Source organism: Butyrivibrio sp. XPD2002 (assembly GCF_000423945.1).
In the GTDB taxonomy this organism is placed as follows: Bacteria; Bacillota; Clostridia; order Lachnospirales; family Lachnospiraceae; genus Butyrivibrio.
Genome location: NZ_AUIY01000005.1, coordinates 79,571 through 93,840 on the forward strand (window position 1 = coordinate 79,571; position 14,270 = coordinate 93,840).

A 14,270-nucleotide genomic window follows, 5' to 3' on the forward strand; every position below is an offset into this window, starting at 1 on the left:
AAAAACCTCTTGATAATTAAAAGTTTACCCCCACAATTGATCTTGCAAAAGAAATATACTCCTCTCGCTTATCCGTGTCCATATATTTAAACACATCATAAGAATATTTATGTCCGCCGCCTGTGGTACAAAGTCCCATGGCGAGACCATCATGAGCAATCTCCTCAGGCGCATCGGTCTGTCTGGAAAACATGATGGCATGAAGGCTGCTGTTTGCCGCAACCTTGCTGTAGGCATAGGCAATAGCCGCTGCCTGAAGCGTATCACCCTTAGATGAAGTATACCCGACTTCACTTAAGATGATGGATCTGACATTCCCATTATAAAGCATAGCCTCACTGTTCATGTAATCAGTGAGAACCTTTATATTTTTCATAGTAATAAAAGATGTATCCGCAGAATCTGTCACAAGCTTGTGCCCATTCCAGAAATCCACGTTGTACAGCGGCACTGTGTAAGGGTGCTGGGCAAGTCCCCAGCCGATATCACCATAGCTCCTAAGGGATGAAGCAAAAGTATCCAGCATATCCCTTCCGTCATAATCTGGATTGCCCTTCATATTTCTATCCCACTGCTGATCCAGGGAAATGTACACATGTGCTCCTGAGTTTGTGCTTTTTATCGCATTATAGAAAACTCTGAAGGCTCTTGCATAGGCTGCCGTGTAGGTGGAAAGGTCTGTCTGAGCCATGTAGTTCCACTCTTTTCTTGCATTGACCTCATTGCCGATTATCCACATGGCAACGTTGCCGTGACCTGATCCTGAGTATCTGTTTGCAAGGAATGACCCTATAGCCGCAACTGCGTTCACACCGCTCTCATCCGTTGCATTGAACATATAGTAAGGGGCTGTGGAGCCTCCTCTTGCATCTGGATGAGTCACCTCAGGAAAAGTGGATGGCGATACATCATTTAATATGATCGCAGCAATATCCACGCCCATTGAGTTCAGATTGGTGAAAAGATAATCGTATTCCTGAATTATCCTTCCGTTGAAATAATATGTAACTCCGTTGTAGTTATATGCAATTGAGCCATCTCCGCTTGTGGCAAGAAGCCTGTTCAGCGGAATATTGTAGGTCGCATAGTTGACGCCAAGGTCCCCAACCTCATGAAGCCTTGAGGGATCAACAAGAAGTCCCTTCTTGGAGCTATGCTGCATTCCGCTGTAATTATAGGATGCAACCGCCTCGGGATTGGTGATGTAGCTTGCATGGGACACGCTTTTATATTCGTCATCCTTCATCACCGCAACGATGAACTTCCTGTAAAGTCTTGATCCTGCCTCACCCTTTTTAACAGCGGCGCGAAGCTTTATCTCGGTATTTTTATAGGTTCTCGCGATGGGCTCTGCATCTGCATCAAAATCACCCTCATAGGTTGCCGCATCAAAAAGATAATAGTATTTATCATCTGAAGCCGGGATTGCCTCCGCAGACGCGATAACCTCCACCTGACCGCTTTCACCGATCACACATTCATCGAGGCTCACATAGTCAGTAAGCTCCTCGTCTGGCACATCCACCGTGGCAGGTCTCTCATCCAGAGCCTTCTTAACCCTGTCACCTGAATCTATGATGGCCTTTAATGCATCATCGTCAAGGTAGCTCTTTTCCTTGGGAGTCTCTGCCTTATCTTCCTTAGGATTTTCCTCAGATACCACCTGCGGCTTTTTATTTTTATTATCAAAAACTCCTGATACACAGCATACCGCCACCACTAAAGAAAGCACTGCCACAATGCTGCAAACAATGCCTATTACTTTAGGTCTGGCTAATACCATATCCTTTAAAGATTCAAAAATAGCCTTTATTTTTTTCAAAAACGAATTAATAATTAATCCTCCTGCTTCTTAGCCTGTTCCTTGAGGAACTTCATATGCTCCTTAATCTTCACCTCATAACCGTTGCCCGAAGGGCTGTAGAACTCTTTGCCATTGAGCTCATAGGGCAGATACTGCTGCTCCACATAGTTATTCGGATAGTCGTGAGCATATTTATACCCTATTCCGTGTCCAAGCTTTGCAGCGGACTTATAATGTGCATCCTGAAGGTGCGTAGGAATGGGAAGATTGCCTGTATTTTTCACTGTATCCATAGCGCTGAAAATCGCCTCCACTGCTGCGTTACTCTTAGGCGCAGTTGCTATATAACTGGCTGCCTGTGAGAGATTGATCTGACACTCCGGCATACCTATCCTCTCTGTTGCAAGAAAAGCTGCCACCGCCACCTGAAGTGCCTGAGGGTCAGCATTTCCGACATCCTCAGAGGCACAGATAACCATTCTCCTTGCGATGAACTTCGGATCCTCTCCGGCATTGAGCATTCTTGCAAGATAGTAAACAGCCGCATCGGGGTCAGAGCCTCTCATACTTTTTATAAAGGCCGAAATCGTATCGTAGTGATTGTCGCCGTCCTTATCATATCTGGCAACTCTCTTCTGTATGCATTCCTCCGCAACCTCTCTTGTGATGTGGATCTTGCCGTCTTCACTTCTATCTGTGGTCATAACGCCAAGCTCAATGGCATTAAGGGCATGTCTGGCATCTCCACCTGCTATATCAGCCAGAAACTCCTCTGCATCAGGCTCCAAAACCGCGTCATAGGAGCCCATTCCGTTAACAGTATCGGTTATGGCTCTTCTCATCAGAGTCTTCACATCCTCTACTGAAAGCGGCTTAAGCTCGAAGATAACTGATCTTGAAATAAGAGCGCCGTTGACCTCAAAATAGGGATTCTCCGTGGTGGCTCCGATCAGGATAACAGTGCCATCCTCAACAAATGGCAAAAGATAATCCTGCTGCCCCTTGTTGAAACGGTGTATCTCGTCTATAAAAAGGATTGTCTTTCTTCCGTAGCCGCCAAGATTCTGCTTTGCCTTGGCAACCACTTCCTCCATGTCCTTTTTTCCTGCAACTGTGGCATTAAGCTGTGTAAAATCCGCCTTGGTTGTATTGGCGATAACTTTAGCCAGTGTAGTTTTACCGGTTCCTGGCGGGCCGTACAGTATAATTGAGCTGATCTTGTCAGCCTTTATGGCACGATAAAGGAGCTTGTCCTTACCAATGATATGCTGCTGCCCAACCACCTCATCGAGGGTCTTGGGGCGCATCCTTGCGGCAAGCGGTGACTCCGAACTCATGCTTTTTTCGCGTGCGTATTCAAATAAATCCATAGTGCATTTATTTTACATTAATTGAAAGAATTATTCCATTTAGACAATCAGATTTTACGTTAATTTTATATCTTGATTTTTTCTCCGTTTGTTTTAATGTAGAAATAGCAAAAAAATTTTTATTTGGAGGACAATATGTTATACGGAGCACTAGAAGCCGGCGGAACCAAGATGGTTTGCGCAATCGGCAATGAAAACGGTGAAATTTTAGAGCAGGTAAAATTTCCTACAGAAACACCCGAAACCACAATGCCACAGATATTTGAGTATTTTAAGGGAAAAGATATCAAAGCCCTCGGCATTGCATGTTTTGGTCCTATCGATTTAAATGAAGATTCTGAGACCTATGGAAGCATAACCACAACTCCTAAGCTTGCATGGTCAGGCTACAACATCGTGAATGCAGCGAAGGAAGCGCTCGGCATTCCTGTTGGATTCGACACAGACGTTAACGGCTCACTCCTTGGTGAAATAACCTGGGGTTGTGCAAAGGGTCTTTCCGATGCGCTCTATCTCACAATCGGAACAGGCGTTGGCGGCGGCGTAATGTCTAACGGAAAGCTTCTTCACGGAATGCTTCATCCTGAACTCGGCCACCTCCTTCTTCCTATTGTAGAAGGCGATCCCGGAAAATGTGTATGCCCTTACCACAGGAACTGCTTAGAGGGTCTTGCATCCGGTCCTTCACTGAAGGCCCGCTGGGGTGTAAGCGCTGATCAGCTCGTTGATAAAAAAGAAGTCTGGGAGATTGAGGCTGAGTATATTGCTACAGCGCTCGTTACCTACGTAGTAACCTTAAGCCCCAAGAAGATCATCCTCGGCGGAGGCGTAATGCATCAGGAACAGCTCTTCCCGATGATAAGAGCTAGGTTCAAGGAACTCCTTAATGGATATATCGTAACCAATGAGCTTGAAGATCTCGACAACTACATCGTTCCTGCAAGTCTCAATGATGACCAGGGAATCATGGGCGCGATCAAGCTTGCGATTGATGCATCTGAAAAGTAAAAATAAGGGACATGGCGTTTTTGCCATGTCCCTTTAATATTATTCTGCCTTAACCGGAGCTGTTCTGATTATGAACTGTACTGAACTGGGTTCATCATCGTTTGCACCGGAGAATGATGTATAACTCTGTGATGCTTCATCGACTGCCTTAAGTCTGTCTGTTACTGAAAGTACATCATCATCCACAATTCCTGTTATCTTCTGTATTCCATCCTCATCAAACTCAACCATTCCATCTGCAAGCTTTCTTGCACCATCGTTAAGCTCTACGGCACCGTCCTTAAGCTCCTTAGCACCATCCTTAAGTTTTCCTGCGCCATCATCAAGCTTACCTGCACCGTCATCAAGTTTACCTGCGCCATCATCGAGCTTGACTGTGCCGTCATAAAGCTTTCCGACACCTTCATCGAGCTTACCTGCACCGTCCTTAAGCTTGGTTGTTCCTTCTGCGAGCTTGGATGCACCATCTGCAAGCTTGCTTCCTCCATCCTTAAGTGCACTGCTGTTGGACTCAAGCTTATCAGCACCTTCCTTGAGCTTCTTGGAGCCATCCTTAAGTGTACCGATTCCATTTGCAAGTGTAGAACCACCATTATCAAGCTTCTTCATGCCATCGTAAAGTGAGTTTGCACCTGTAGCAAGCTTTGAAGCGCCTGCCTGAATATCCTTAAGGCCACCGTTTCCTGTTCCGTTGTAAAGAGCATCAAGTGTTCCTGCTGATGTAGCAAGAGTTCTGTAGGTCATATAAATTGTTGTTGTATACTGCGTAGCATTCTTGGTCTGTGTAAGTGCCTGAGCTACCTTTGTAACTGCTGCTGTGTAGTGCTCTGTAGCCGATGCCTTTTCATTCTGTGCTTCAGCACCCTTCTCCTGTGCCTTAGTGCCATCACTCTGAGCTGCTGCGCCCTTTTCTTTTGCCTGTGTTGCAATAGCTTCAGCCTCTGCAGATTTACTTTCTTCAGTTGCCATATCTCCCTCGGCTGCTGCCTGCTTTGCTGCTGCGCCTGCTTCCTTAGCCTGCTCTCCAAGAGCTGCTGCCTCTGCTGCCTCTTTCTCAGCCTGTGCCTTGTAGGTCATAGCCTCTGTGTATGCAGCCTGAGCTTTTCCTGCATCAACATCACCCTTATTCATCTCATCCTTGATCTGATCGCACATAGCCTTAAGTGTTGCTGCAAATGCGTTCTGATCCGACTGGCTCTCTATTGTAGCCTTAGCCACATTGTACATCTGAGTCCACTGTGCATGTGATATTCCGGTGTTCTTCTCAATGTATGCCCAGTCACCGTCACTTGCAAAATCATCAAAGCTGCCATCTACCGCTGCATCAGGCTCATCTCCAAGTGTTACGCCATCGTCAGCGCTGGGAGCCTCATTTCCATCTGATACCGGTTGCTCTTCATCAGAGGTTTTCTCTGTATCCTGAGTGTCAACTGTATCTTCTGAAGGAGCACTCTGATCATCCTGGGGTGCCTCGTTGTTCTGCTCCTCCTGGGGTGCCTCGTTGTTCTGCTCCTCCTGGGGTGCTTCCTGTGCATCCTGATTATCCTCAGAAGGTGTCTCGTTATTATTCTGCTCTTCTGAAGGAGTGCTCTCATCCTTAGAAGTCTGCTCGTCCTGATTCTCCTGCTCATCAGAAGCTGTCTTCTTTTCTGATGAGTCCTCTGTCTGTGCATCATCTGAATCATTGTTATTCTCGATGATCACAGGTGTATCAACAGCCACAACATCCAGTCCGCTTACTGTGTCCATGGTGTAAAGTCCTGCGAGCTTTTCGGAAGCTGTCTGCAGAAGTGAATTTAGTGTTGCGGAATCACTTGCTGAAATACTGCTGTTAACTGAAGCTGTGCTTGTTGCTCCTGCATTACTTGCAGCGTAATTGATAACTGCTGCAAACTCCTTATAGAAGGTATCAGATGCTGACTTAACTGCCTCCATCTGCTGCTTTACTGTATTTGCTGCTGTATCGATACCTGTGCTGAGCTGAGCTGCACCCTCGGATACGCTCTTAGCACCATCCTTGGCAGATGTAAGTCCGCCTGTAAGAGTTGATGCACCATCCTTGAGTTTTGTAACACCATCATCAAGGCTCTTGGCACCCTTTGCAATCTGGCCCACGCCATCTGTATAGGTTCCTATTCCTGTGCTGAGTGTAGATGCACCGTCCTTAAGCTGTCCTGCACCAGTATCAAGTTCTCCTGTACCATCCTTAAGCTGACCTGAACCGTCCTTAAGCTGTGCAGCACCATCCTTAAGCTCTCCGGTACCATCCTTTAACTGCTTTGTGCCGTCCTTGAGCTCTTTTGTTCCATCCTTAAGATCAGATGTGCCGTCATAGAGCTCTCCAGTGCCGTCCTCAAACTTCTGTGTTCCGTCTGCAAGCTCACCTGAACCGTCACGGAGCTGTGTAGATGCATCTGAAAGCTTGTCCATGTCATCGTTTACGGTATCAAGCTTTTCCGAATCATAAATCTTGTTAAGGCCAAGGTCTGATACAGCGTTGGCGCTTGCCATGGTGATCGTCATGGGAAGCTCAAAATCCTGCACGTCTGCTGTGATCTCCACATAATCAGGAATCTCGATATCCTCTTTATCTATATCATTCTCCTCGAGCTTTTCCTCAAGCTTCTTCTCATCGATATCAAGGGACTCCTTCAAGCCGGGAAGAGCCACGCCTACAACTACATAGTTGTTTGCATCTGATATAACCTTACCGTTTGATACCTTTACGTTGGCGAATTTCTCACTATCCAGCATTGTTCCGGAAATCATTGTGAAGGGAACCTCAACGTCCTGCTTCTCACCGTCGATATCAACTTTTCTTTTCAGGCTGTCTGTGTAATCGAATCTGATCTTGACGTTACCGCTTTTTCCTGCGATGTCCTCAGCCTTCATCTGCTTACCATCGAGCTCATAGGTTACCTTAACGCCTACCGGAACCTCCTCAGTGGGTGTTCCCTGATAGTAGATATCTGAGCCCTCGGCATCCCATGTAACTGTTCCGTCGCCATTATCTGTGTAGGTTTCTTCACCCTTTACGTTGACGATGTCTTTAAGATTTGTCTTATCTGTAAGAGTCTTACCTCCGCTGGCATTCTTTAACCAGTTACTTACTACGACTTCATCCACAGCACCGTTGGCATCAGTCATAACGTAAACAGTCTCTTCTTTTCCGCTGTCAGAATTAACTCTGTTACCTGCAAAGGCTGTCTCTGTCATTGTCTTCTCAAGTGCCTCTGCCTCGGGATTCTCCACTTTAGCATCCGCAGTCTCTGTATTATTCTTATTGAAAAGTCCGCAGCCTGTCATTGTAGAGAATGCCAACGCGAATGCTGTTAAAACTGAAGTAGCTTTAAGTAAATTTTTCTTATACATACCAATTTCACCTCTTATATTGATTTATGTTGATCAGCTCTGTTTTCTGATATTGTCAAACTGCGTGACTTAATGAAGCCACTTTTGCAGCCTTTCTTTCCTTATCTCTCTTCACACAGTCACCCATTCCCCAGGTTGATCTGACGATCAGACCATCGAAGATCATGTACATGGAAGGAAGTACCAGGATAACGACTGCCATACTGATCAGCGCACCTCTTGCCATAAGGAAGCACAGTGATCCGATCATGTCGACGCTGGATACCAGTCCTACGCCGAAGGTTGCTGCAAAGAAGCTAAGTGCACTTACAATTACTGACTTCATGCTGGTTGAAAGAGCAATTCGTGTTGCCTGCTTTTTACTCTGTCCGTCCATTCTCTCCTTGCAGTAACGTGTTGTCATCAGGATTGCATAGTCAACTGTCGCACCGAGCTGAATTGTTCCGATAACAACTGAAGATATGAAGGGAATTACCGTTCCTGTAAATCCGGGGATTCCCATATTTATGAAAATCGCAAACTCGATAACCGCTACCAGAATGAAAGGAAGTGATATGGATTTCATTACCAGTGCGATGATAAGGAATACGCAGCCAATTGAAACTATGCTGACTGTCTTGAAATCCTTATCTGTTATCGTGATAAGATCCTTTGTACAAGGCGCCTCACCTACAACCATTGCTGAGGGGCTGTATCTTTTTACTATCTCGTTGATAGTATCTATCTGCTCATTTACTTCATCAGAAGCTGTCTTGTACTCACTTGTGAGCATCAGCATCTGATAATCATCACTTGAAAGCTCATCTCTGATCTTTGAAGGAATCATGTCCTTAGGAAGCCTTGGTCCAACCATTGCATCCAGACCAAGAACATCATCCACTCCCTTAACGTCCTTAAGCTCTCCTACCATTTCCTGCATCGTTGCTGTATCAAGATTTGCATCTGCAAGAATCATGTAGGTTGTATTTGTCTCAAAGTGCTTATCAAGCTCTATCATAGCCTGTCTGCTTGGAAGCTTTTCAGGAAGTGTCTCAGCAAGATCGTAATAAACTGCTGCGTGTCTGTAGCCCCATATTGCCGGAGGAAGTAGACATATGAAAATCACTCCGAAAAGTAATGCATGCTTTGAAATCCATCTGGGAGTTTTCACAAACTCGGGAATAACAGGCTTATGCTTTGTTTTCTCTATAACATTGTCAAAGATAAGTATCATCGAAGGAAGTACTGTTACACAGGCAACAACACCGAAGATAACACCCTTGGCCATTACTATTCCAAGATCAAGTCCAATGGTGAAGCTCATAAAGCAAAGAGCCACAAAGCCTGCGATTGTTGTAATCGATGAACCTATTACCGACTGGAAGGTTGCGCAGATGGCGTTTGCCATTGCTTTCTTTTTATCAGTCTCACCCTTTTCAATCTCCTCCTGATAGCTGTGCCACAGGAAAATCGAATAATCCAGTGTTACACCGAGCTGAAGTACTGCGCTGAGCGATTTTGTAAGGAATGATATCTCTCCAAGGAAGATGTTCGTTCCCATGTTGAACATGATCGCTACACCAATGCTCGCCAGGAAGAAGAAAGGAATCAGGTAGGAATCCATTGTCAGTGAAAGAACAATGACTGCAAGCAAAACTGCCATTCCTACATATATAGGTGTTTCCTTCTCTGTCAGGTTCTTGGTATCAAGAACGATTGCTGCCATACCTGAGAGGAAGCACTTTTCATTAGCAATCTTCCTTATCTCGGTTATAGCCTCCATGGTGCCATCACCGGAGGTCGTGTCATCAAATATGATGAACATCATCTGTGCATCTCCGGTTCCAAGAGCCTGTGTCACCTCATCGGGAAGCATCTCCTTCGGTATGGAATAATCCATGAAGGTGTCATACCAGATTACCTTCTTTACGTGGTCGACTGTCTCGATCCTGGATTTCAGATCAGCGATGTCCTTGTCAGCCATCCCCTCAACTACAAAAAGCGAATATGCTCCGGTTCCGAACTGATCCATGAGGATGTCCTGGCCCTTCATGGTCTCGATCTCACCCGGCAGGTAAGAGAGAATGTCGTAATTAACTCTGGTAGCTGCCATACCTGCGACGCACGGAATCATCAGTGCTATGCTGGCAATCAGGATTATGAACCTGGCCTTTACTATTGCTTTTGATAAAAATTTCATAACCTTTTCCTCGCAATATCGTTTTATGACTGTTGGTCATTTTTCTTTAATTATGTTATACTCCAATTATGACCGTTGGTCAATATTTGTTTTTTAACATTTTTGTGTTAGGATAAAGCTATGGGAAAATGGGATGAAAATAAAAAATTGAAACTGGATTCTTTGCTTAACACCTCCTTTGAGTTGTTCACCTCGCAGGGAATCAACCAGACGTCGATCTCTGATATTGTTAAGAAAGCCGGCGTTGCGAAGGGAACCTTCTATCTATATTTCAAGGACAAGTATGATATAAGGAATCGTTTGATTGCGCGAAAATCGAACCAGCTTTTTGCTGTTGCTTATCAGGCACTTCTTAAGGAAGACCTTCACACTGTAGAGGACAAGATCATCTTTATGATGAAGCACATCCTCATCGAGCTATCAAACAATCACATGCTGCTTACTCTTATCTATAAGGACTTAAGTTGGGCTCTGTTTAAGGAAGCCATGGCCAACAACAAAGATGACTCCGAGACTGATTTCCTTCAGATCATCACAGAGATGTTCGAAGCATCCGAGATAAAATATCGAAACCCGGAGCTTATGATGTTTCTCATTGTTGAAATGGTAGGCTCCGCAGGCTACAGCTCAATAATCTATAAGCAGCCTCAGCCTCTTGATGAACTCCTGCCTGAACTTGAATATGCTGTTAGAGGCATAATGAAGGAGTATGAACTTCACTGAAGATATATCAATAAAAATCTGTACTCTGTTCTACATATAAACAGCATGATTTCAGAATTATTATTAAGTCGCCCATTCGGGCTTCATAAAATATTTTAAGAAAACCCCACGTTGGCAAGACGTGGGGTTTTTCAGGTAGGAGATTTCTTATGACTATGTATGTCATATAAGTTAGCTTTTGCTAACACAGTTATATTAGCATAGGCTAACAAACTGTGCAAGCATTATTTTTATTTTTTTGAGATTAGCACTTTATATTTTCATTATTGATTTACAGCTATCACAAAAAAAATATTATGACAACTATTACAGCAATAATCGAAGACTTAGTTGTTCCTATCATTTTTCAAAACAACTATTTCTGCTTGTTTCCGCCGTTTAGTTGTTCCGATTATTTGCTCGGACAACTATTCCAGCTTGCTTCCGCCGTTTAGTTGTTTCTGTTTTATTTCCGGACAACTATTTCAGCTTACTTCCGCCGTTTAGTTGTTCCTGTTTTACTTCCGGACAACTATTTCAGCTTACTTCCGCCGTTTAGTTGTTCCTGTTTTACTTCCGGACAACTATTTCAGCTTACTTCCGCCGTTTAGTTGTTCCTGTTTTATTTCCGGACAACTATTTCTGCTTGTTTCCGCCGTTTAGTTGTTCCTGTTTTATTTCCAGACAACTATTTCTATCCGAATTATTATCCTATAAGAAAAAACGCAGGAAGGCATCTACCCTCCTGCGTCATAAATTTAGATATTAGTGACCAAGCTTCCCAAAGAAAGCATCTCCCTGATCACTGTCATCTCCGAAGCCGTCTTCAAAGTCGTCCTCATCGAAGTCGTCATCTTCTCCTTCGTCGAACTCTTCATCGAGGTTCTCGTCGTAGTCCCCTTCTTCGAAATCATCTTCATCGAATTCATCCGAGTCCTCATCATCGTCCTCGTCATCATCTTCTTCGAAGTCGTAATCGTCATCCTCTGATCCTTCTTCATCATCAAGATCATCGTAGTCATACTCCGAATCGAAGTATCCTTCTGCTTCAAGCCTGTCTCTTACATCTCTGTCAAAGTCCAGCTCAAAATCATTCGGATTAAGTCCTACGTCCTCCAGCATCGCCCGACGCTCTTCCTCATCGGCCCGCAGAAAATCATCGAAGTCCAGCCCTGAATTGCAAACAGCTTCAACAAGCTCAGCATCTACATAAACAGTAAAGTCTGCGCCATCTCCGTCAAAGCCATCATCTATGTATGGCAGGTCTTCAGGAAAAATAGAAAACATTTTTCCATTTTCATCAAAATCAAGTGGGCCGAAGCCTTTTCCAAGATTAACGTTCATATAACCTCGCAATATAATGAAGTTCGAAAGGACCTCGCTAAGTGATCACCTTAGTCACGCTCTACTATCGCAGCGGCACCCATTCCGCCACCTACGCAGAGAGTAGCAAGTCCCTTCTTGGCATCGCGTCTCTGCATCTCATAAAGAAGAGTTACAAGGATACGGCAGCCTGAGCATCCTACCGGGTGTCCAAGAGCGATTGCTCCACCGTTTACATTGAGCTTACTAAGATCGAAGCCAAGCTCCTTACCAACTGCAACTGACTGAGCTGCGAAAGCTTCGTTAGCCTCGATAAGATCGAAGTCAGAAATCTGGTAGCCGGCCTTAGCCATTGTCTTCTTGGTAGCAGCAACAGGGCCGATACCCATGATGCGGGGCTCAACACCTGCAAGCTCACCTGCAATCCATGTAGCCATGGGCTTGATTCCGAGTTCCTTAGCCTTCTCTTCACTCATAACAACGATAGCTGCAGCACCGTCGTTGATACCTGAAGAGTTAGCTGCTGTAACCATTCCGTCAGGCTTGAATGCAGGACGAAGCTTTGAAATATTTTCCTTTGTAACGCCTGCTCTGGGGCCTTCATCCTTCGCAAACATAACTGTTTCCTTCTTAACCTTAACAGGAACAGGAACGATCTCCTCATCGAACTTGCCATCAGCCTGAGCCTTCTCGCACTTCTGCTGGCTGTTAGCTGCAAACTCATCAAGCTCTTCTCTTGTAAGTCCCCACTGCTCGCAGATATTCTCTGCTGTGATACCCATGTGGAATCCGCCGAATGCATCTGTAAGAGCGTCCTTGATCATTGTATCAATGAGCTCACCGTTATTCATTCTGTAACCGAATCTTGCATTCTGAAGTGCATAAGGTGCACGTGACATGCTCTCTGTACCACCTGCAACGATGATGTCTGCATCACCCATGGAGATAAGCTTTGCTGCAAGGTTTACACAGTGAAGACCTGATCCGCAAAGTACGTTGATCGTTGTTGCAGGAACCTCAACCGGGATACCTGCGTTAACTGCTGCCTGGCGTGCTACATTCTGACCTGTTCCGGCCTGGATAACACAGCCCATATATACTTCATCAACCTGCTCAGGCTTAACTCCTGAGCGCTTAAGTGCTTCCTTGATTACGATAGTACCCAGTTCAGGAGCGGTGATATCCTTAAGTGCTCCACCCATAACACCGATTGGTGTTCTACATGCTCCTGCCAAAACTACTTTTCGTGCCATTACTATTCCTCCTTAATTTGATTAATAAATAATTGTTTATACAAATTATAACACATTCTTTGTAATGACTATGCAATTAGACATCACTTTAGTAATTTTCCTTTTTTAAACACATACTTTATGTTAAGCTCATCATCCACTAAAAGAATATTTGCATAGCAGCCCTCCTTAAGGCTTCCATAATCAGCATCAATTCCAATGGCCTTTGCAGGATTCTCAGTTGCTGCCCTTACAGCTCTCTCTACAGGAATTCCCATATTCTGAACCGCATTCTTCATACAGTTAAAAAGATTGGTTACGGAGCCTGCTATAACATCGGGCTTCTCTGTAAGAGTTGCCTTATTTCCACATACAGTGACCTTCTGTCCTCCAAGCTGATACTCACCGTCCGGAAGCCCTGTGGCCTCCATGCTGTCTGAAATAAGAATCATCTTATCCTGCAAAAAAGCATTAAACGCAAACCTCACCATGGCGGGATGGACATGAATTCCATCTGCTATAAGCTCAGCTTCTGCACTTTTCTCTATGCCTGCAGCTATTGGTCCCGGGAGTCTGTGATTTAATCCAGGCATCGCATTAAACAGATGTGTCAAATGTCTTGCACCTGCATCGAAAGCCTCTATAGCTGTCTCATAATCAGTGCAGGTATGGGCAATTGAGATATTCACCTCATCTGAAAGAGTCTTGATAAACTCCATACTTCCGGATAATTCAGGTGCAATATCCACAAGCTTAATTAAATCTCCGCTGTCCTTCATAAGCCGCTTAAACATCTCTGCATCCGGGAGCTTAAGAAATTCCGGGTTCTGTGCTCCCACCTTGTCAGGGCTGATAAAGGGTCCCTCCATGTTTATTCCCACAAGGTCCGCCTTGTCATCATGCTCACTGTTTTTTTGTGCATACTCCTTTGCAACAGTGACTGCCTTACTTAAGGTCTCCTCACTCATTGTCATGGTAGCGGGACAGATTGCCAGGATGCCGCTTTTTGCTTCATACTCTGCTATCTCCTTAAGACCCTCTGCATCGCCGTCACAAAAATCGTGTCCCACTGCTCCATGAAAATGAATATCCACGAGTCCCGGAATCGCCATTAATCCCGTGCCATCGAAAGTCTCGCTATCCGCGGAGCTGTCTGCAATACGACCGTCCTGAACGCAGATATCCTTTTCCGTAAAAATATGATTTTCTGTAAATACCTTTGCACCTGTAATTTTCATCTTTCGCCTCTATACTCTAACGCGTATATGAGCCTAGCCCAT

Annotated in this window: 9 protein-coding genes; 2 read left to right on the plus strand and 7 right to left on the minus strand. The window is 44.8% G+C overall.

Annotated elements, in window-relative coordinates; translation table 11 throughout:
* Nucleotides 1-16 precede the first annotated feature (16 nt).
* Nucleotides 17-1,822, minus strand: a complete 1,806-nt coding sequence (locus G587_RS21355) for a DUF5722 domain-containing protein (RefSeq protein WP_051200707.1) — start codon at nt 1,820-1,822, stop codon at nt 17-19.
* 14 nt (nt 1,823-1,836) lie between these two features.
* Nucleotides 1,837-3,174, minus strand: coding sequence for a replication-associated recombination protein A (locus tag G587_RS0104425; RefSeq protein WP_026491256.1), 1,338 nt, complete (start codon nt 3,172-3,174; stop codon nt 1,837-1,839).
* Between the two features lie 135 nt (nt 3,175-3,309).
* Here G587_RS0104425 and G587_RS0104430 point away from each other — a divergent pair, with 135 nt between their 5' ends.
* Nucleotides 3,310-4,182, plus strand: a complete 873-nt coding sequence (locus G587_RS0104430) for an ROK family protein (protein WP_026491257.1) — start codon at nt 3,310-3,312, stop codon at nt 4,180-4,182.
* A gap of 39 nt (nt 4,183-4,221) precedes the next feature.
* Here G587_RS0104430 and G587_RS24140 read toward each other — a convergent pair whose 3' ends face one another.
* Nucleotides 4,222-7,554, minus strand: coding sequence for a hypothetical protein (locus G587_RS24140; protein WP_051200710.1), 3,333 nt, complete (start codon nt 7,552-7,554; stop codon nt 4,222-4,224).
* Nucleotides 7,555-7,609: 55 nt separating this feature from the next.
* On the minus strand, nt 7,610-9,733 hold the full coding sequence (locus G587_RS0104440; protein WP_026491258.1) for an efflux RND transporter permease subunit: 2,124 nt from the start codon (nt 9,731-9,733) through the stop codon (nt 7,610-7,612).
* Nucleotides 9,734-9,853: 120 nt separating this feature from the next.
* Here G587_RS0104440 and G587_RS0104445 point away from each other — a divergent pair, with 120 nt between their 5' ends.
* A complete protein-coding gene (locus G587_RS0104445; protein ID WP_026491259.1) occupies nt 9,854-10,456 on the plus strand; it encodes a TetR/AcrR family transcriptional regulator in 603 nt (200 codons plus the stop codon).
* Nucleotides 10,457-11,200: 744 nt separating this feature from the next.
* Here the strand turns inward: G587_RS0104445 and G587_RS24145 are convergent.
* From G587_RS24145 to nagA, 3 genes are all read right to left on the minus strand, one after another.
* Complete coding sequence (locus G587_RS24145) at nt 11,201-11,779, minus strand: hypothetical protein (protein ID WP_051200713.1); 579 nt, start codon at nt 11,777-11,779, stop codon at nt 11,201-11,203.
* A gap of 50 nt (nt 11,780-11,829) precedes the next feature.
* Nucleotides 11,830-13,011: an acetyl-CoA C-acetyltransferase gene (locus G587_RS0104455; protein WP_026491260.1), complete on the minus strand. Its 1,182-nt coding sequence runs from the start codon at nt 13,009-13,011 to the stop codon at nt 11,830-11,832.
* Nucleotides 13,012-13,094: 83 nt separating this feature from the next.
* Nucleotides 13,095-14,228 carry an N-acetylglucosamine-6-phosphate deacetylase gene (nagA, locus tag G587_RS0104460; protein WP_026491261.1) on the minus strand — a complete coding sequence of 378 codons (1,134 nt, stop codon included), beginning with the start codon at nt 14,226-14,228 and terminating at the stop codon, nt 13,095-13,097.
* Nucleotides 14,229-14,270 lie beyond the last annotated feature (42 nt).

Coding starts and splice junctions, on each gene's coding strand:
- G587_RS0104425 (WP_026491256.1), bottom strand. CDS start 3,174: ATGGATTTATTTGAATACGCACGCGAAAAAAGCATGAGTTCGGAGTCA.
- G587_RS0104430 (WP_026491257.1), top strand. CDS start 3,310: ATGTTATACGGAGCACTAGAAGCCGGCGGAACCAAGATGGTTTGCGCA.
- G587_RS24140 (WP_051200710.1), bottom strand. CDS start 7,554: ATGTATAAGAAAAATTTACTTAAAGCTACTTCAGTTTTAACAGCATTC.
- G587_RS0104440 (WP_026491258.1), bottom strand. CDS start 9,733: ATGAAATTTTTATCAAAAGCAATAGTAAAGGCCAGGTTCATAATCCTG.
- G587_RS0104445 (WP_026491259.1), top strand. CDS start 9,854: ATGGGAAAATGGGATGAAAATAAAAAATTGAAACTGGATTCTTTGCTT.
- G587_RS24145 (WP_051200713.1), bottom strand. CDS start 11,779: ATGAACGTTAATCTTGGAAAAGGCTTCGGCCCACTTGATTTTGATGAA.
- G587_RS0104455 (WP_026491260.1), bottom strand. CDS start 13,011: ATGGCACGAAAAGTAGTTTTGGCAGGAGCATGTAGAACACCAATCGGT.
- nagA (WP_026491261.1), bottom strand. CDS start 14,228: ATGAAAATTACAGGTGCAAAGGTATTTACAGAAAATCATATTTTTACG.